28 protein-coding genes and 1 tRNA gene are annotated in these 15,437 nt (G+C 61.0%); 23 read left to right on the top strand and 6 right to left on the bottom strand.

Annotated features, from left to right (window positions below):
* Positions 1-32 precede the first annotated feature (32 nt).
* Positions 33-1,085, bottom strand: coding sequence for a phage shock protein operon transcriptional activator (gene pspF, locus FIU90_RS13425; RefSeq protein ID WP_152435237.1), 1,053 nt, complete (start codon positions 1,083-1,085; stop codon positions 33-35).
* A 203-nt stretch (positions 1,086-1,288) separates the two neighbouring features.
* Between pspF and FIU90_RS13430 the strand changes: the two genes are divergently transcribed.
* From FIU90_RS13430 to FIU90_RS13490, 13 genes are all read left to right on the top strand, one after another.
* Positions 1,289-1,489 (top strand): hypothetical protein, encoded by a 201-nt coding sequence (locus FIU90_RS13430; RefSeq protein WP_152435238.1) that lies wholly within the window; start codon positions 1,289-1,291, stop codon positions 1,487-1,489.
* A gap of 137 nt (positions 1,490-1,626) precedes the next feature.
* A complete protein-coding gene (gene pspA, locus FIU90_RS13435; RefSeq protein ID WP_234029529.1) occupies positions 1,627-2,463 on the top strand; it encodes a phage shock protein PspA in 837 nt (278 codons plus the stop codon).
* Between the two features lie 4 nt (positions 2,464-2,467).
* Positions 2,468-2,770, top strand: a complete 303-nt coding sequence (gene pspB, locus FIU90_RS13440; RefSeq protein WP_255478514.1) for an envelope stress response membrane protein PspB — start codon at positions 2,468-2,470, stop codon at positions 2,768-2,770.
* Positions 2,767-3,144 carry an envelope stress response membrane protein PspC gene (pspC, locus tag FIU90_RS13445; protein WP_152435239.1) on the top strand — a complete coding sequence of 126 codons (378 nt, stop codon included), beginning with the start codon at positions 2,767-2,769 and terminating at the stop codon, positions 3,142-3,144. The genes pspB and pspC overlap by 4 nt, the downstream gene beginning before the upstream one ends.
* 30 nt (positions 3,145-3,174) lie before the next feature.
* Positions 3,175-3,501 carry a hypothetical protein gene (locus tag FIU90_RS13450; protein ID WP_152435240.1) on the top strand — a complete coding sequence of 109 codons (327 nt, stop codon included), beginning with the start codon at positions 3,175-3,177 and terminating at the stop codon, positions 3,499-3,501.
* Entirely contained in the window at positions 3,501-3,839 is a 339-nt protein-coding gene (locus FIU90_RS13455) for a hypothetical protein (protein WP_152435241.1), read from the top strand. Before FIU90_RS13450 ends, FIU90_RS13455 begins: the two co-directional genes overlap by 1 nt.
* On the top strand, positions 3,836-4,201 hold the full coding sequence (locus FIU90_RS13460) for a hypothetical protein (protein WP_152435242.1): 366 nt from the start codon (positions 3,836-3,838) through the stop codon (positions 4,199-4,201). The genes FIU90_RS13455 and FIU90_RS13460 overlap by 4 nt, the downstream gene beginning before the upstream one ends.
* Positions 4,201-4,491 carry a hypothetical protein gene (locus FIU90_RS13465; RefSeq protein ID WP_152435856.1) on the top strand — a complete coding sequence of 97 codons (291 nt, stop codon included), beginning with the start codon at positions 4,201-4,203 and terminating at the stop codon, positions 4,489-4,491. Before FIU90_RS13460 ends, FIU90_RS13465 begins: the two co-directional genes overlap by 1 nt.
* On the top strand, positions 4,491-4,763 hold the full coding sequence (locus FIU90_RS13470; protein ID WP_152435243.1) for a hypothetical protein: 273 nt from the start codon (positions 4,491-4,493) through the stop codon (positions 4,761-4,763). Before FIU90_RS13465 ends, FIU90_RS13470 begins: the two co-directional genes overlap by 1 nt.
* Entirely contained in the window at positions 4,760-5,092 is a 333-nt protein-coding gene (locus FIU90_RS13475; RefSeq protein ID WP_152435244.1) for a hypothetical protein, read from the top strand. The genes FIU90_RS13470 and FIU90_RS13475 overlap by 4 nt, the downstream gene beginning before the upstream one ends.
* The gene (locus tag FIU90_RS13480) at positions 5,089-5,346 is read left to right on the top strand and encodes a hypothetical protein (protein WP_152435245.1); all 258 of its coding nucleotides are present in this window, start codon (positions 5,089-5,091) and stop codon (positions 5,344-5,346) included. Before FIU90_RS13475 ends, FIU90_RS13480 begins: the two co-directional genes overlap by 4 nt.
* Before the next feature lie 36 nt (positions 5,347-5,382).
* A complete protein-coding gene (locus FIU90_RS13485; RefSeq protein ID WP_152435246.1) occupies positions 5,383-5,790 on the top strand; it encodes a SufE family protein in 408 nt (135 codons plus the stop codon).
* A 12-nt stretch (positions 5,791-5,802) separates the two neighbouring features.
* On the top strand, positions 5,803-6,150 hold the full coding sequence (locus FIU90_RS13490) for a YbaN family protein (RefSeq protein ID WP_152435247.1): 348 nt from the start codon (positions 5,803-5,805) through the stop codon (positions 6,148-6,150).
* Here the strand turns inward: FIU90_RS13490 and FIU90_RS13495 are convergent, their stop codons facing one another.
* From FIU90_RS13495 to FIU90_RS13505, 3 genes are all read right to left on the bottom strand, one after another.
* Complete coding sequence (locus tag FIU90_RS13495; RefSeq protein WP_152435248.1) at positions 6,151-6,648, bottom strand: sterol desaturase family protein; 498 nt, start codon at positions 6,646-6,648, stop codon at positions 6,151-6,153.
* Positions 6,645-7,442: a fatty acid desaturase gene (locus FIU90_RS13500; protein WP_152435249.1), complete on the bottom strand. Its 798-nt coding sequence runs from the start codon at positions 7,440-7,442 to the stop codon at positions 6,645-6,647. Before FIU90_RS13500 ends, FIU90_RS13495 begins: the two co-directional genes overlap by 4 nt.
* Before the next feature lie 73 nt (positions 7,443-7,515).
* On the bottom strand, positions 7,516-7,920 hold the full coding sequence (locus tag FIU90_RS13505) for a thioesterase family protein (protein ID WP_152435250.1): 405 nt from the start codon (positions 7,918-7,920) through the stop codon (positions 7,516-7,518).
* 114 nt (positions 7,921-8,034) lie between these two features.
* Here FIU90_RS13505 and leuC point away from each other — a divergent pair, with 114 nt between their 5' ends.
* From leuC to FIU90_RS13545, 9 genes are all read left to right on the top strand, one after another.
* Positions 8,035-9,468 (top strand): 3-isopropylmalate dehydratase large subunit, encoded by a 1,434-nt coding sequence (gene leuC / locus FIU90_RS13510; RefSeq protein WP_152435251.1) that lies wholly within the window; start codon positions 8,035-8,037, stop codon positions 9,466-9,468.
* 269 nt (positions 9,469-9,737) lie between these two features.
* The gene (locus tag FIU90_RS15795) at positions 9,738-9,872 is read left to right on the top strand and encodes a hypothetical protein (RefSeq protein WP_255478515.1); all 135 of its coding nucleotides are present in this window, start codon (positions 9,738-9,740) and stop codon (positions 9,870-9,872) included.
* Positions 9,873-9,931: 59 nt separating this feature from the next.
* Positions 9,932-10,099 (top strand): isopropylmalate isomerase, encoded by a 168-nt coding sequence (locus FIU90_RS13515; RefSeq protein WP_152435252.1) that lies wholly within the window; start codon positions 9,932-9,934, stop codon positions 10,097-10,099.
* 11 nt (positions 10,100-10,110) lie between these two features.
* Positions 10,111-10,710, top strand: a complete 600-nt coding sequence (gene leuD, locus FIU90_RS13520) for a 3-isopropylmalate dehydratase small subunit (RefSeq protein ID WP_152435253.1) — start codon at positions 10,111-10,113, stop codon at positions 10,708-10,710.
* Between the two features lie 13 nt (positions 10,711-10,723).
* A complete protein-coding gene (locus FIU90_RS13525; protein ID WP_152435254.1) occupies positions 10,724-11,722 on the top strand; it encodes an NADPH:quinone oxidoreductase family protein in 999 nt (332 codons plus the stop codon).
* 74 nt (positions 11,723-11,796) lie between these two features.
* Entirely contained in the window at positions 11,797-12,120 is a 324-nt protein-coding gene (locus FIU90_RS13530) for a DUF1476 domain-containing protein (protein WP_152435255.1), read from the top strand.
* Positions 12,121-12,130: 10 nt separating this feature from the next.
* Complete coding sequence (locus tag FIU90_RS13535) at positions 12,131-12,358, top strand: BolA/IbaG family iron-sulfur metabolism protein (RefSeq protein WP_370515069.1); 228 nt, start codon at positions 12,131-12,133, stop codon at positions 12,356-12,358.
* A gap of 36 nt (positions 12,359-12,394) precedes the next feature.
* Complete coding sequence (gene grxD / locus FIU90_RS13540) at positions 12,395-12,724, top strand: Grx4 family monothiol glutaredoxin (RefSeq protein WP_152435257.1); 330 nt, start codon at positions 12,395-12,397, stop codon at positions 12,722-12,724.
* Positions 12,725-13,129: 405 nt separating this feature from the next.
* On the top strand, positions 13,130-13,912 hold the full coding sequence (locus FIU90_RS13545; RefSeq protein WP_152435258.1) for an NUDIX domain-containing protein: 783 nt from the start codon (positions 13,130-13,132) through the stop codon (positions 13,910-13,912).
* Positions 13,913-13,948: 36 nt separating this feature from the next.
* Here FIU90_RS13545 and FIU90_RS13550 read toward each other — a convergent pair whose 3' ends face one another.
* A complete protein-coding gene (locus FIU90_RS13550; RefSeq protein ID WP_152435259.1) occupies positions 13,949-14,293 on the bottom strand; it encodes a hypothetical protein in 345 nt (114 codons plus the stop codon).
* A gap of 122 nt (positions 14,294-14,415) precedes the next feature.
* Positions 14,416-14,492 (bottom strand) — tRNA-Arg (locus FIU90_RS13555).
* Between the two features lie 80 nt (positions 14,493-14,572).
* Here FIU90_RS13555 and FIU90_RS13560 point away from each other — a divergent pair.
* Complete coding sequence (locus FIU90_RS13560; RefSeq protein WP_152435260.1) at positions 14,573-15,436, top strand: queuosine precursor transporter; 864 nt, start codon at positions 14,573-14,575, stop codon at positions 15,434-15,436.
* The last annotated feature ends 1 nt before the right edge of the window (position 15,437 follow it).

A 15,437-nucleotide genomic window follows, 5' to 3' on the forward strand; every position in this document is an offset into this window, starting at 1 on the left:
TTTGCAACGAAAAAGGAGCAATAACCTACAACCTACTCTGCAGCCTCTTCCATCAATCCGTGCTTCTTGATGCAATGACGCAGCTGATCGTAGCTGAGGCCCAGGGCCTTCGCGGTCTGACGCTGGTTCCAGCGGTGCTTACCGAGCGCATGCTCGACGATCGAGCGTTCGTGAAGGTCAACCGCCGCACGCAAGTCATCAACCTGGTCGAAATCCACCCCGGGCGGCACCGCCCCCGGCAGGGGCGCGGGTGCTGCTGGCGAACCAATGGGAGCATGCTCGGGCCCGCGATGGGGCGGTGCAGCCGGTTTCCACGGGCTCTCGAATGGGTCGAACTGGACATACGAAACCGGTGCGTCGGGATCGTCCCAACGATAGACCGCGCGTTCGATCACGTTGCGCAGCTCGCGAACATTGCCGGGCCAATCGTATTTTTCGAGCTCGTCGCGCACATGCTCGGCAAACCCCGGCCAGTTGTGCCAGTCGAGCTCTGCCGCCATGCGACGGGCAAAATATTCGGCAAGCACGGTCACGTCGCCTTCGCGCACGCGCAAAGGAGGGAGCGTGATCACCTCGAAGCTGAGCCGGTCCAGCAGGTCCGCGCGAAATTCTCCGGACTTGGCCAGTGCCGGCAGGTCGTCATTGGTCGCCGCAACGATGCGCACGTCGACGCGGATCGGGCGCGATGACCCGATGCGCGTTACCTCACCGTATTCGACTGCCCTTAGCAACCGTTCTTGCGCGCCCATGGACAAAGTGCCCAGTTCGTCGAGAAACAGCGTGCCTTTGTCGGCTTCTTCGAACCTTCCAGCGCGCGCTTTGGTAGCACCAGTAAACGCGCCAGCCTCGTGGCCGAACAACTCGGCCTCGATAAGCGTTTCCGGGAGTGCCGCGCAATTCATGGTGACGAGCGGCTCGTCCCAGCGGGTGGAAAGGCGGTGAAGGCGCTCGGCGATGAGTTCCTTGCCGGTACCGCGTTCGCCGATGACGAGCACCGGGCGGCTCATCGGAGCGGCGCGCGAGGCCCGCTCCACCGCGTCGAGAAAGGCGCCGGACTGGCCGATAAACTGATTTTCCCGCTCCACCCGACTTCCTTTCACGCCAAGGTATAGTGAAATTTCCCAATGCTTGGCAATAGAAACCAACACGTTCATCCACGCTTCAGGAAAAAACGGCGGAATTCAGGTGTTTCGAGGATTTGGCACGAGGGTTGCAGATCGGTTGGCAAGAACGGCGAAGAACTCGGCACTGGGCCGGTACGACGCCAAATCCGGGAGGAACCCACGCAATGGAAAAAAGCCTGTCTATCGTCAAAGGTTACTGGGCCAAAAGCTTTTGGAACAGCAAACTTGGTCAGGCCGCAATCGCGAGTATCGTCGCCATGAGCGCGATGGTGATCGTGACAACTCAATTCGGCCCTGGCGAGGCGCATGCCGCGACCATGGCCCAGCCGGGCGCCCACGGCGTCGTGCTGGTCGAGATCGCTTGAGCATCCTCGTGAGCAAGCGCGATAAAGATACCCTCGGGCCGGAGCGGGCAAAGTCCCCCGCGAAGGCTGCGTCCGGCGCCGCCTCCCCTGCGCGCCTGGCCAGCCACTCCGCTTCGGCCCAAAGGAATGCCGGGGCGTTGCTGCGCCCGGAAAAGCTCTCGCGCCTCGACGCCGAAATCGAAGCCTTGCGCAGAAGCCCGACCCCGACGCAGTCTGAGCGTAACAAGCGCGACGCCGAGTCGGGCAAGAGCGCAACGAACCCGTTTCTAGATGGAGTAGCCTTTATGGGCATTTTCAGCCGCACCCGTGACATCATCGCCGCGAACTTCAACGACCTGCTCGATAATGCGGACGATCCATCCAAGATGATCCGCATGATCATCCTCGAGATGGAGGAGACGCTGGTCGAGGTCCGGGCGAGCGCGGCGCGCACGATTGCCGACCAGAAGGAAATGCATCGCCACGTCGTAAAGCTCGACAAGCTGCAGGCCGACTGGGCGGAAAAGGCGCAGCTGGCGCTATCGAAAGATCGCGAAGACCTCGCCCGCGCGGCGCTGGTCGAAAAGAAGAAGGCCGGCGACATGGCCGACCAGTTGAAGGCGGAAATCGCCGTGCTCGACGATGCGCTGCGTGCGTACGAAGATGACATCCAGAAGCTGCAGCATCGCTTGCGTGAGGCCCGCAGCCGCCAGACCGCCATCGCGGCGCGTCTCGAAAGCGCGGAGAACCGCGTCAAGTTGCGCACGCTGATGAGCACTGAACGCACCGACGAGGCGCTCGCGCGCTTCGACCAGCTCGAACGCCGCGTCGATTACGCGGAAGGCCGCGCAGACTCGCTCGCCATAGCGGAAGGCGGCACGCCTTCGCTTTCCGACGAGATCGCCGCGCTCGAAGGCGCCGACGCGATCGATGACGAACTTGAACAGATGAAGAAGGCGCTCGGCAAGCCCGACAGTGCCAAGAAGGAGGGTTAAGAAGGTGGATCCCGAATTTGTCGTAGTGCCCATGATCCTGATCGGATTGCCGTGGCTTATCCTCCACTACGTGACCAAGTGGAAAACCGCGGCGACCATCACCAGCGACGACGAGGTGCTGCTCGAAGAGCTCTATAACCTCGCCAAGCGCCTTGATGAGCGGATGGACACGGTCGAGCGCCTCGTCGCTTCTGACGATCCCTCGTTCAACCCCGTCAAGCGCCTGATGGCCGACCAGGATACCGACAACCAGCAACTGCGCGAGCTCGAACAATTGCTCGCCGAGAAGAAAGGAGCCCAGCAATGAATTCGCCCCGCACCACGCTCTACCGTGACAAGCACAATGCGAAGCTGATGGGCGTATGCTCGGGCGTCGCAGAATATACCGGCGTCAACGTCTTCTGGATCCGCTTCGCCGCATTCCTGTCGATCTTTATGACCGGCGGCTGGACGATCCCGGCCTACTTCATCGCAGGCTTCCTTCTGAACAAGAAACCGCCGCATCTCTATCGCGACGAAAGCGAGCAGAAGTACTGGCAGCGCGTGCGGCAGAGCCCAAAGCGCACCGCCCGCGAAATCCGCGCCAACTTCCGCGATATCGACCGCCGCCTGGCCGCCGTCGAGACCCACTACGTCAGCAGCAATCCGCGCCTGACCGCCGAAATCGAGCGCCTGCGCTGATCGCCGACTACGTAAGGGAGGGACTAGATTATGGATTCCGGCACAATTGGAGTGTTCATTCCGATTATCGCGATCATCATGGGTTGCAGCATTGCGATGATGGGCGTGTGGACGAAGCACCGGGAAAAGATAGCGAAGCTGCAGGTGGACACGACCGCCGAACACACGGCGGAGAAGGCCGCGCAATATGCGAGCCAGGTGCAAAAGCTTGAAGACCGGGTCCAGGTGCTCGAACGCATCGTCACGGATCGCGGCTACAATGTCGCGACCCAGATCGAGGCGCTGCGCGACACCGTCGAAACCGAACAGAAGGATAGCGGCGTTCCGCTCGATATCCAGAACAAGGAGAAAGCGTAATGGACTGGGGTGGACCGTCCTTCATCGTGGCAATCATCGCCATCAGCACTATCGGCTGGGTCGTTAACAACTGGATCCGCGCCAAGCACGGATACGAACTCGAAGACGAATGGGGCGGCAAGACTCCGCGCGGCGACAGCCAGGAGACCAAGCGTCTCAAGCAGGAGAACCGCGAACTCCATGACAAGCTCGACGCGATGCAGGACCGCATGATCGTGCTCGAAAAGATCGTGACCGATCGCGGCTATTCGCTCGCCGACGAGATCGAAGCGCTGCGTGATACCCCAACCGCCGGGAACGGCATCCCTCTCAATCTCGACCGAAAGCAAAAGGCATGAGCATCGACGCAGCAGCCAATCTCGCCCCCCACTTGCCATGGATAATCGGCGGCGGACTCGCCCTCGGAGCGGCGGGTATCGCGGGCTGGATCCACACGACCCGGCTTCGGATCAAGCACGGCTATCCGCTGGAAAACAGCTGGGGCAAGGCGATCTATCCCAAGACCGATAACGAAGCGAAGCAACGTGTGACGCTGCTGACCCAGGAAAATGCCGAACTTCGCGCTGAGCTTTCGGCAGTCAAGGATCGGCTCGTGAACGTCGAGAAGATCGTGACCGACAGCGGCTACCACCTCGGCAGCGAGATCGACAAACTTCGCGAGCGCTCGCTCGAGCATCGGTCCGATGAAGGGAGCGCATGATGGACGAGTTGCAACTTATCTTCACATTCGTGACTGTCGCGCTGGTGATAGTGGGCATCGCGATCAACGGGATCGTAAGCAAGGTGCTCGACTACAAGAAGTCGCAGGATCATCACAAGCATGGCGTTAACGCCCCAGTCGGCGATCTGGCAGAACGCACCGAGATCATCGAAGACCGGCTGCGCGTGCTCGAACGCCTCGCGACCGACCGCGGGCAGCTCCTTTCGGACGAGATCGAAGCGCTGCGTGATCGCGCGATCGGAAACGATAAGGCCAAGGAGCGCGCCTGATGTTCGGTGCCGATACCCCCCTCGTGATTGACGCCCTGCAGATGGCCGCAGTTGCGGTGGTCGCTGGTGGCGCCGGAGTTTACCTGCTGATGCGTCGTCGTCGCACATCTACCGATGCCGCTTCGACCGATGCTCCGCGAAGATCGATGGACCTCGAAGAGCGAGTCCAGGTGCTTGAACGGATCGCGACCGACCGCTCGATCGATCTGGCCGAGGAAATCGAGGTCCTTCGCGAAGAGCGTGACCGCAAGCTTGAGGCCACTCCGCAATGAGCTGGGTCAGCATCGCCTTGATCGCCTTCGTGTGCATGTGGATTTACGAGCGCGGACGCGTACAGCGCCTGCGCCGCGAAAAGCGCGCACTTATCGAACGGGTCGAACAGGTCGAGAGCGTTGCCGCGCCGGCGACCGTCGAACAGGACGAGATCGACTCCGCCGAGCTTAAAGAACTGCGTGAGCGCGTGCAGGTGCTCGAACGGATCGCAACCGATGAAAACAGTTCCGAAGCGCGCAAGGCGCAGCGGATCGCCCGTGAAATCGAAAGCCTGCGCGGCGATATCGCGCGGCGCTCCTCGGAAAAGACGGAGGATGTGAGCGAATGATGGACCCCCTTTTCGTTATTGCCGCCACCTGCCTTGTCGGCATCAGCGTTGTCGCGTTTGCCCTGTTACGGGCATGGCAAGGCTGGCTCGACCTGAAGCGGGAGGAGCTTGATCGTCCCTCAACTCCCGGCTCGCAGGGCTCGGCGCCCGAGATCGAAGGCGGTGCCGGCGTAGGCGCGGCACGGATCGAGATGGCCGACCTCAAGGAGCGCATCAAGAAGCTTGAGGCAATCGCCAGCGGCGTGGAACTGTAACTGGACATGCCATGCGCTGCCCTTACATAGCGCGCCATGAGACCCCTCTCCGACATTCTTGAAGAATACGAATTTCTCGAAGGCGATGAACGCTATCGCCTGCTCATCGAGCTTGGCCGTGAACTCGAGGAGATGCCCGAAGCCTTGAAGACCGATGCGACGCTGGTGCGCGGATGTTCGGCGGCTGTCTGGGTCTATCCTACCGAAGCTGGTGACAGGCTCCACTTCCTCGCCGACAGCAACGCCGCGATCACCAAGGGCATTGTCGCGCTCGTCATCTCCGCAGTGCAGGACAAGCCGGCAAAGGAAGTCGCCGAGATGGATTTCGCCGCTGCGCTCGATCCGTTCGATCTCAAGAACCAGCTGTCGAGTAACCGCACCCAAGGCGTTCCCAATATGATTGCGCTGGTCAAGGAACACGCCGCGCGGCTTGCGGCAGCATAAGGGCGCGACGGTATGCGCCCTCTCTATCTTGTCGGGGGTTTTGCTGCATTGGCGCTGGCGGGCATCGGCGTGGCGCTGCCGATCATGCCTACGGTACCGTTCCTCCTGGTCGCGGTCTTCTGTTTTGCGCGGAGCAATCCGGCACTGGAAAAGCGCATCCTCGACCATCCGCACTGGGGACCTCAAGTGCGCGACTGGCAGGAACGCCGCGCGATCAGGCGTCCCGCTAAAGTCGCAGCGATCGGTGCGATGGCGATCGGCGTCGGCTTCACCTACCTGACGCTTGGCTTTCCCTACGCCTGGATTTCCGTTGCGATCCTGGTGATCGCGGGCACGTGGATCGCAACGCGGAACGAGTAGCTAAATCTGCGCGTCGCGGACGACCGCAGTACCCGCCTCGCGCTGTGCCTTGAGTTCGGCCTTCAGCTTTTGCGGGTCGCGCGCGAATACGAAGCCGAAGCTGACACCGCCTTCCTTGCCGATCGTCGCATGGTGCAGCTTGTGCGCCTGCACCAGCCGCTTGGCGTAGCCCTTCTTCGGGACCCAGCGGAAGTAGCGTTGATGCACGAGGCCATCGTGTATGAGAGTGTAGATCACGCCGTAGATCGAGATCCCGACCGCGGCCCACCACATCCATTCCCAGTAGAGCGAGCCGAAAATATACGTCGCGGCATTGATCGTGCCGAACACCACAGCGAACAGATCATTCTTTTCGAGCGCGTTGTTATGCGGCTCATGGTGATCGCGATGCCACGCCCAACCAAAGCCGTGCATGATGTATTTGTGCGCGAACCACGCCCACCATTCCATGAACAGGACTGCGGCCAGGACGATGGCGCTTGCTTCGAGCCAGCTCATACCGCGATCCTTCCGTGCTTCTCACGCTGTCCCGCACTATCTCCTACCCCGGCGCGCCGCGCCTCGGGTAGAGCCCACCATGGCACGTCGGGCCGGCGGTGGTGTTCGAGATGATATCCGAAATGAAAGCAGGTGGCGAGGCTCGCCAGGGTACCGAACTCGTCGCTCCGAGTGTTGTGCTGATCAATGAATGCCTGCTCGTGCCCGTCATCGAGGTGCCGGTGCGGACGATAGGTGCCGAAATAGAACAGCTGGAGCGAAGAAAGCAGCGCCGGCACTCCATAGAGCAGGACTATCTGCGCCATCGGGATGCCGACTAACAACCAGTAGATACCGACGACGGTGTGGACGTACAGCAGCGATTGCCACCCGAAATAGCGTTTGAAAAATGTCGCATACCAGCGCGCGAAATTGCGCGGGTTTTGCTCGTCGAAATCAGGATCGCCCTTGCGGCCTGCGAGCTTGTGATGGGTGAAATGCGCATCGCGCAGCTTCTTCCACGCGAAACCCGCATATAGGAACAGCAACACGGTCCCGATCCGCGAATTCGTCTTCGGCTTGCCGGGTACAAGGCTCCCGTGCATCGCATCGTGGCAGACGATGAACACCCCGACCGAAAGCCAGCACTGGACCGCCGCCATTGCGATCGCCAGCGGCAGGTTCGCCCAAGTGAGCTCGAATACAAACATCGCATAGGTGTGAAGGCCCAGCCATCCGCCCGCAATCAGTGTCGCCAGCGTAAGGCCGACCTTCGCCTGCATCGCGCGGCTCGGGAGGGAAATGTCAGGGCTCATTTCAGGAAGATACGCACGAGACGACCATGCGGGTGCGTATAGCGCCCTCGCCTCGCCGCATAAAGGGAAGCGATCAATCGCTATCGGGGAAAAAGAATTCGCGCATGTGTTCGCCGATCCGCGCGGGGCGCAGGGTTTCGGCGTCGATGCAGCACCAGCTCGATTTCACCTCCGCCAGCACTTCTTCCCGGCGCTTGATCACGGTCGAGTAGAATGCGCGCGCGCCCTTGAAGTGCTCCAGAACGGTGCTCGCGATCACGTCGTCTTCGAGGAAAGCGGGCTTGCGATAGGTGATCTCGTGCTTGAGCGCGACCCATGCCTTGCTCGCGACCTCTTCCGCAGGCGCAAGCTTGTTCCAGTGCGCCAGAACCGCATCCTGGACCCAGTTCAGATAGCGCGCATTGTTGACGTGCCCCATGAAATCGATGTCTTCGGGCACGACCTTGATCGGGAAAGCAAAGGGATTCGTTGCTGACATAAGTGTCAGTTAGCCGGAATTTGCTTTCAATTCCATGACGATCTTGCAAATTTTCATACGCGCTTGCCACTGTTGCCGACATGTCGCTATCTGGCGGGCGAAAGACAGGAACCAATGGCCAGCCGACCGCGCACGCTTTACGAGAAAATCTGGGACGATCACGTCGTCGAAACCCGCGACGACGGGACGTCGCTCGTCTATATCGATCGCCATCTCGTCCACGAAGTGACGAGCCCGCAGGCTTTCGAGGCGCTGCGGATTTCCGGTCGCAAGGTGCGTCGCCCCGAACTGACGCTCGCCGTGCCCGATCACAACCTGCCGACCACGCCGCGTATCGGCGCGGACGGGACGCGGCTGCCGATTGCCGACCCTCAGAGCGCGGCCCAGCTTGCCGCCCTCGAGAAAAATGCGCCCGAGTTCGGCATACGTTACATTGATGCAACCGCTGCGGAGCAAGGCATAGTTCACGTCGTCGGCCCCGAACAGGGTTTTTCGTTGCCGGGGACCACGATCGTGTGCGGCGATTCCCACACCGCCTGCCACGGCGGCCTTGGCGCGCTCGCCTTCGGCATCGGCACGAGCGAGGTCGAACATGTGCTGGCGACGCAGACGCTGCTGCTCAAGCGGTCGAAAACCATGGAAATCCGGGTCGAAGGCGATCTTGGCCCCGGCGTCACCGCGAAGGACCTGATCCTGCACATCATCGGCGAGATCGGCGCGGCAGGCGGCACCGGATATGTCATCGAATATCGCGGATCCGTGTTCGAGCAGATGAGCGTCGAGCAACGCCTGACCGTGTGCAATATGAGCATCGAGGCAGGCGCGCGCGCCGGCCTGATCGCTCCCGACGACACCGTTTTCAATTACCTCAAGGGTCGGCCCTACGCGCCCAGGGGCGAGGACTGGGACGCGGCGGTTGCCTATTGGCGCACGCTCCGGACCGATCCGGGTGCGCAGTTCGACAAGTCGGTGGTGATCGATGCGGGCGATGTCCAGCCAACCGTTACCTGGGGCACTAGTCCTGAAGACGTGGTGCCCATCGGTGGTACGGTCCCCTCGCCCGATAGTTTTGCTGACGAGAGCAAACGCGCCGCTGCTGAAAAGAGCCTCGAATACATGGGCCTTAATCCCGGCACCAAGATGACCGAGGTGCCGGTCGAGAATATTTTCATCGGCAGCTGCACCAACAGCCGGATCGAGGACCTCCGTTCTGCCGCCGCCGTGCTCAAGGGGCGCAAGAAGGCGGAGAATGTACGCTGGGCGATCGTCGTACCCGGATCCGGTCTTGTGAAGCGGCAGGCAGAAGAAGAGGGGCTCGACAAGATCTTCCTCGATGCGGGCTTCGAATGGCGCGAGCCGGGATGCTCGGCGTGCCTCGGCATGAACCCCGACAAGGTGCCCCCCGGCGAACGCTGCGCCTCGACCTCGAACCGTAATTTCGTCGGTCGGCAGGGACCGGGCGCGCGCACCCATCTGGTATCACCCGCAATGGCCGCAGCCGCTGCCGTGACCGGTAGGTTGACTGACGTTCGGGACTTGTCGCCGTGAAAGGCAGCTGTCTATGCGGGGCAGTCGTCATAAATCTGCCAACACGCCCTACCTCGGTCACATTTTGCGATTGCAACCTCTGCCGCAAGTCGGGGGCGGTCTGGAGCTATTTCGCTCGGGGTACGATCACCGTTTCCGGGGCAACAAAGAGATACTTGCGCCAAGACATGCCGAACCCGATTGTTGAAGTCCATTCATGTGCCGAATGCAGCGCAACCACGCATTGGGTTGCGACCGAAACCTCGGGCATCGATCGCATGGGGGCTAATATGCGCCTATTCGATCCCACGGAGACCGAGGGGATAGAGGCACGGTTCATGGATGGTGTGGGTTGGGACGGAGTGTCCGAAACGACTGAAAAACGGCCTCGCGGGACAATCGGCGTCGATGTGTTGATTGCCTGATTGCGAGGAAACGTGAGTCCGAACTTGAAACGCCGCTTATAGCGGCCCATTGGAATGACATGACCAAGGACAAGAAATCCAAAGCCGCAATCGGCGCTGCCGCGACCATCGGCTCCGCCGCCATTGCCGCAGCACTCCTCTATGCCGGCAAGCGCTGGAAAGAGAAGTCAGGCGAAAAGGCCAAGACCAACACGGTTCCTTCGGGCGAACCGCCCGAAACAGACTGAGGCCTCTAGGTATGGACGCTGTGTCGCAGGTGATCGGGCGCGCCATCCCTTTTGGCGCGAAGAATGTCGACACCGACATCATCATTCCTGCGAAATGGCTCAAGACGATCACCCGCGAGGGGCTTGGCAAGGGCGCGTTCGAGAGCATCCGCGCGCAAGCCGGTAATGTCTTCGACGATCTCGCCTTCAGAGGCTCGCCCATCCTTATCGCGGGCGACAATTTCGGCTGCGGATCGAGCCGCGAACACGCCGCTTGGGCCTTGCTCGACATGGGCATCCGCGCGGTTATCGCGCCCAGCTATTCGGACATATTTTCGGGCAATGCGGTCAAGAACGGCATCCTTCCCGTTGTCCTGCCGCAAGATGCAGTCGACCGTCTGATGGAAGTCGCCCGCGACGGCCACGAAATCACCGTCGACCTTGAAACGCAGACGGTGACCACGCCTTTCCAGGACCGTTTCACCTTCGAGATCGATCCCTTCCGCAAGCACTGCCTGCTGAACGGGCTGGACGAGGTCGCGCTGACGCTTGAGCGGCAGGCCGCGATCGGAGAATTCGAAAACCGCCGTGCGGTGGCGCATGGCTGGATTTCCAAAGGTACGAAAATCTAAGGGAGAAACCGAGATGAAAGCACTCCGCAGCCATGCAGTCGGAGGCCCCGAGACGCTGACCCTCGACGAGGTCGAGACACCCACGCCCGGCAAGGGCGAAGTGCTGGTCGCGGTGAAGGCCTGCGCGATCAACTATCCCGACACGCTCATCATCCGCGATCTCTACCAGTTCAAGCCCGAGCGCCCCTTTGCACCGGGCGGCGAGCTTGCAGGCGTGATCGAGGCGGTCGGCGAAGGGGTCGAAGGCTACAAGGTCGGCGACCGGGTGATGGCGGGGATCGGCAATGGCGGCCTGGCCGAAAAGGTCATCGTACCAGCGGGCCGCATGTTCCCCATCCCCGATGGCGTGCCGTTCGAAAAGGCGGCTTCGCTGCTGATGACCTATGGCACGACGATCCACGGACTGAAGGATCGCGGACACATCAAGGAAGGCGACACGGTGCTGGTACTCGGCGCGGCGGGCGGTGTGGGCCTGTCTGCGGTCGAACTCGCCAAGGCGTTCGGTGCGCGGGTCGTTGCTGCCGTTTCTAGCGAGGCCAAGGGCGAGGTCGCAAAGAAAGCGGGCGCGGACGAGGTCGTCATCTATCCTAAGGAGGAGATGGACAAGGCGGCATCCAAGGAACTCGCCAATGCGTTCAAAGCCGCGTGCGGTCCGGGCGGCGCGAACATCGTTTACGATATCGTCGGCGGCCAGTATTCCGAGCCTGCGCTGCGCTCGATCGCGTGGGAGGGCCGCTTCCTCGTTGTTGGCTTCCCTGCCGGGATCGCGAAGATGCCGCTAAACCTCACGCTCCTGAAGAGCTGCGACATCTGCGGCGTATTCTGGGGCGCATTCACGGCACGCGAACCGGTCAAGTTCCGTCAGCAGGTCGAGGAGCTGTTCGACCTCATGAAAGCCGGCAAGATCGACCCGCTGGTTTCCGAAACCTTCCCGCTCGAACGTGCGGGAGAGGCTATTGCCAAGCTCGAAAACCGCGAGGCCGTCGGCAAGCTTGTCGTGACAATGGACTGATTCACCGCAGGGGCGGCTTGTCGGTCGCCCCGCCCACGCCTATCTCAGTGACAGATATTTCGGAAGGGACACCAATGACAGATTTCAGGGATCGCGAACGCGCTGAGGAAGCGAAATTCGCGTTCGACGAAGAAAACGCTTTCAAGATCGCGGCGCGCCGCAACCGGCTACTCGGCGAATGGGCCGCGGGTCTCATGAACCTCACCGAGGAAGAGACCGACGCCTACAAGAAAGCGGTCGTCCAGGCGGACTTTGAAGAGGCAGGCGACGAGGATGTGATCCGCAAGTTGCTCGGCGACCTGACGGCTGCGGACTGCGATGTCAGTGAAGCCGACATCCGCGCCAAGCTCGAGGAAATGACCATCGAGGCCAAACGCCAGCTGCTGAGCGAGAACTGATCCCGTGCCGATGAGTGGCTCTGCCATTGAGGCCGCGATCGTCGCGGCCCTCCCCGGCGCGACCGTGGAACTCACTGACCTCGCCGGTGACGACGATCACTGGGCGGTGAAGGTCATCGCGCCGCAATTCGCGGGCAAGAGCCGCGTCCAGCAACACAAGATGGTCTACGAAGCGCTCGGCGGGCGGATGGGCGGCGAGCTGCACGCCTTGCAAGTCTCCACCGTGGTTCCCACGTAGCCCCTGACAGACAAAACAACCGAAGGCCGCAACGTCATGGCTGACATCAAAGAACGCATTTCCACCCTCGTCGGCGACAACGACGTCGTCTTGTTCATGAAGGGCACGCCACTCTTCCCGCAATGCGGATTTTCGAGCCGCGCTGTCGCGATCCTCGATCATTGCGGGGTCCAGTACGAAAGCGTCGATGTGCTGCAGGACATGGAAATCCGCCAGGGCATCAAAGCCTATTCCGACTGGCCGACCATCCCCCAGCTTTACGTGAAGGGTGAATTCGTCGGCGGCAGCGACATCATGATGGAGATGTTCGAAGCCGGCGAACTTCAGGAAATGCTCGACAAGAACGGCGTCGCAAAAGCGTCTTGATTTTAGCAGCGCCTCCGCGCTGCGATTTCCTCGCACATTCGACCTGAAGGTCGCATCGCTGCGGACCGCCGGTCGGCCTTGCGGACCTTGGCAGGTCCCGATTTCTGCCAAAGCCCAGCCAGAGCTGCATTCAAAAAGAAACCGCCCTGCTGACCAAGGCAGGGCGGTTCTTTTTCTAACGGGGAGGTTGGGCCCAGAGACCATAAAGGCCTAACCTCGTTTTGAAGACCACTAGGGCTGACTTGCAGTATGCATGGGCCGTGCCAAAACCCTGAAAACAAGGAATTTTGCGGGCTGCGATGGTGAAGTTGGGGTTAACGCTTTCCGGCCTGTAAAGTAATTCGACAGAGCTCGCCTTCCCCCTTCCTCTTGGCAAGCGCGCAGCAAAAGGCCATCACTGCGCCTATGTCCGATACGTCAGGCCCCGAGGGGATTCCCGCAGCAACCATCGTCATATTCCGCAACAATCCGGCAGGTGGCCCTCCCGAGGTGCTCATGACCGTGCGCTCGCGCAACATGGTGTTTGCGGGCGGGATGGCGGTCTTCCCTGGCGGTCGTGTCGATCCCGCCGACTTCGCTCTTGGCGAAATTGTAGCAGGCGATGCAGGCTTGACCGCCGACGAAGCAGGCCACCAGATCGCCGCAATCCGGGAGACCCTTGAGGAAACTGGGCTCGCGCTCGGATTGGTCGGAGAAATCACCGCACAAAGCGCGGCAGAGGCGCGCGCGATGCTGGAAGAAAAGGGCGAACTCGCACCGGTGCTCGAAGCCTTTGGCTGGAGCCTCGACTTCGACCAGATTGTCCCCTTCGCCCGCTGGTTTCCAAAGAATGAAAATATCCCGCGTGTCTACGATACTCGCTTCTACCTCGCGAACCTGGGCACCGGTGCGGTCGATATCGAGGTCGATGCGACTGAGAACACGCACCTGTTCTGGACCACCGCGCAAGATGCGCTCGACAAGGCGGAACGGGGCGAGATCAAACTGATCTTCCCCACAAGACGAAATCTCGAACGGCTGGCGCTGTTCAGCTCATTCGAAGAAGCCCGCGCGCAGGCAGAGGCTATACCCGTCAAGACGATCGTTCCGAAAGTCGACGCGACCAGCGGAAAACCGATGCTGACAATCCTCGAAGATGCAGGTTATCCTGTCACCTCGGAATTGCTCGAAACAGTCGCTCGAGGATGATAAACTGACCGTTACTTTGCCAGCTCGCAGAATAGATCAACGCCGAGCCATCCGTCTGCGGTTTTCGCGGAAATTGGCGACACGGTAGCCGCGCTCACGCATCTCCTTGCGATAGTCGTGTTTCGCATCGGCGATCTCGCGATGGTATTCTTCCCAGGCATCCCGCACGTCTTCTTCATCGGTCGCGCGCCGCAGATCGCTATCGAGTTCGCGCTCGGCCTCGCTGATGTCGGTCTTGTAATCGAGCCACCACGAATTGCTGTCGTTGTTCGGTGAAATCTTCAGGCCGCGGTCGCGCTCGACAATAATCGGATGCGCGCTCGCGGCGACCGGCGCCGCAAGAGCTGCAATGGCAAGGGTAATCGAGGTGTTGAGCTTCATGTGCTGCCTCCTTCGACAATCGAGGGAGGCAACGCTGATCGTCCGAACATGAATGGTGCCGGACTCATCCCAGCTACGGCCCATGTCAGCAAACAAGCCGTGCCAGAGATAAGATGAAGTGTTGGCGCGCCCGGCAGGACTCGAACCTGCTGCCTCAAGATTAGAAGTCTCGCGCTCTATCCAGATGAGCTACGGGCGCGCACCGTTCACCAGCGATCGGGTGCGCGCCCCCAATAGCGCGCTTTGCCGGTCATTCAAATCGCGCTAGGGCGCGCCTCTATGGAAAAGCCCGATCCCGCTGCCGCTTTCGATACCGATCCCGATGACGGCATCGAGGCGACCAGCCACGCGCCGGAGAGATTCCGTTACTACGATTTCGTAATGGCGGCCTTTGTCGCGATCCTGTTGCTGTCCAATATCATCGGCGCGGCCAAGCTCACCTTTGTCGAGATAAGTTGGTGGCCGGACGGGTGGTGGCCGGCCGAGGACGGAATCTTCATCTACGGCGCGGGAATCCTGTTCTTCCCGCTCGGTTACGTCATCGGCGATGTCTTGACCGAGGTTTATGGCTTTGCCCGCGCGCGCCGGGTGATCTGGACTGGCTTTGCAGCGATGATCTTCCTCGCCTTCATGAGCTATGTCGTGGTGGGACTGCCCGCCTTCGACCACTGGACCTGTGCGGCATCCGATACGCTGGAGCTGAAGGGCGCACCGGCGAGCGTGCCGGGCCCTGTCTGCCAGCAGACATACGAGAGCGTTTTCGGCAGCACGTGGCGCATCGTCATCGCCTCGATCACCGCATTCTGGGCGGGCGAGTTCGTCAATTCCTATGTCATGGCGAAGATGAAGGTGTGGACGCGGGGCAAGGCGCTGTGGACCCGAACGATCGGATCGACCGTGGTGGGGCAAGGCGTCGACAGCCTGATCTTCTACCCCATCGCGTTTTACGGGATCTGGTCCACCGAGGCGGTAATCACCGTGATGGTCACCAACTGGCTGCTCAAGGTTTTGTGGGAGGCGCTACTAACGCCCGTGACCTATGCCGTCGTAGGGTGGCTCAAAAAGGCCGAAGGGGTCGACATATTCGACCTCGACACCGATTTCTCGCCCTTCTCCTCGCGCGAGCATCGGAGCGAGGGTTGAC

It is taken from the genome of Erythrobacter sp. THAF29 (assembly GCF_009363635.1).
GTDB lineage: Bacteria > Pseudomonadota > Alphaproteobacteria > Sphingomonadales > Sphingomonadaceae > Erythrobacter.

Excerpts from the sequence above, each read along its gene's own strand:
- FIU90_RS13460 (WP_152435242.1), top strand. The coding sequence starts at position 3,836 with ATGAGCATCGACGCAGCAGCCAATCTCGCCCCCCACTTGCCATGGATA.
- FIU90_RS13485 (WP_152435246.1), top strand. The coding sequence starts at position 5,383 with ATGAGACCCCTCTCCGACATTCTTGAAGAATACGAATTTCTCGAAGGC.
- FIU90_RS13525 (WP_152435254.1), top strand. The coding sequence starts at position 10,724 with ATGAAAGCACTCCGCAGCCATGCAGTCGGAGGCCCCGAGACGCTGACC.
- FIU90_RS13495 (WP_152435248.1), bottom strand. The coding sequence starts at position 6,648 with ATGAGCTGGCTCGAAGCAAGCGCCATCGTCCTGGCCGCAGTCCTGTTC.
- FIU90_RS13535 (WP_370515069.1), top strand. The coding sequence starts at position 12,131 with ATGAGTGGCTCTGCCATTGAGGCCGCGATCGTCGCGGCCCTCCCCGGC.
- FIU90_RS13530 (WP_152435255.1), top strand. The coding sequence starts at position 11,797 with ATGACAGATTTCAGGGATCGCGAACGCGCTGAGGAAGCGAAATTCGCG.
- FIU90_RS13545 (WP_152435258.1), top strand. The coding sequence starts at position 13,130 with ATGTCCGATACGTCAGGCCCCGAGGGGATTCCCGCAGCAACCATCGTC.
- FIU90_RS13480 (WP_152435245.1), top strand. The coding sequence starts at position 5,089 with ATGATGGACCCCCTTTTCGTTATTGCCGCCACCTGCCTTGTCGGCATC.
- FIU90_RS13430 (WP_152435238.1), top strand. The coding sequence starts at position 1,289 with ATGGAAAAAAGCCTGTCTATCGTCAAAGGTTACTGGGCCAAAAGCTTT.
- FIU90_RS13455 (WP_152435241.1), top strand. The coding sequence starts at position 3,501 with ATGGACTGGGGTGGACCGTCCTTCATCGTGGCAATCATCGCCATCAGC.
- FIU90_RS13550 (WP_152435259.1), bottom strand. The coding sequence starts at position 14,293 with ATGAAGCTCAACACCTCGATTACCCTTGCCATTGCAGCTCTTGCGGCG.
- FIU90_RS13560 (WP_152435260.1), top strand. The coding sequence starts at position 14,573 with ATGGAAAAGCCCGATCCCGCTGCCGCTTTCGATACCGATCCCGATGAC.
- FIU90_RS13470 (WP_152435243.1), top strand. The coding sequence starts at position 4,491 with ATGTTCGGTGCCGATACCCCCCTCGTGATTGACGCCCTGCAGATGGCC.
- leuD (WP_152435253.1), top strand. The coding sequence starts at position 10,111 with ATGGACGCTGTGTCGCAGGTGATCGGGCGCGCCATCCCTTTTGGCGCG.
- FIU90_RS13465 (WP_152435856.1), top strand. The coding sequence starts at position 4,201 with ATGGACGAGTTGCAACTTATCTTCACATTCGTGACTGTCGCGCTGGTG.
- FIU90_RS13475 (WP_152435244.1), top strand. The coding sequence starts at position 4,760 with ATGAGCTGGGTCAGCATCGCCTTGATCGCCTTCGTGTGCATGTGGATT.
- pspC (WP_152435239.1), top strand. The coding sequence starts at position 2,767 with ATGAATTCGCCCCGCACCACGCTCTACCGTGACAAGCACAATGCGAAG.
- leuC (WP_152435251.1), top strand. The coding sequence starts at position 8,035 with ATGGCCAGCCGACCGCGCACGCTTTACGAGAAAATCTGGGACGATCAC.
- grxD (WP_152435257.1), top strand. The coding sequence starts at position 12,395 with ATGGCTGACATCAAAGAACGCATTTCCACCCTCGTCGGCGACAACGAC.
- FIU90_RS15795 (WP_255478515.1), top strand. The coding sequence starts at position 9,738 with ATGCGCCTATTCGATCCCACGGAGACCGAGGGGATAGAGGCACGGTTC.
- FIU90_RS13500 (WP_152435249.1), bottom strand. The coding sequence starts at position 7,442 with ATGAGCCCTGACATTTCCCTCCCGAGCCGCGCGATGCAGGCGAAGGTC.
- FIU90_RS13515 (WP_152435252.1), top strand. The coding sequence starts at position 9,932 with ATGACCAAGGACAAGAAATCCAAAGCCGCAATCGGCGCTGCCGCGACC.
- FIU90_RS13505 (WP_152435250.1), bottom strand. The coding sequence starts at position 7,920 with ATGTCAGCAACGAATCCCTTTGCTTTCCCGATCAAGGTCGTGCCCGAA.
- FIU90_RS13450 (WP_152435240.1), top strand. The coding sequence starts at position 3,175 with ATGGATTCCGGCACAATTGGAGTGTTCATTCCGATTATCGCGATCATC.
- FIU90_RS13490 (WP_152435247.1), top strand. The coding sequence starts at position 5,803 with ATGCGCCCTCTCTATCTTGTCGGGGGTTTTGCTGCATTGGCGCTGGCG.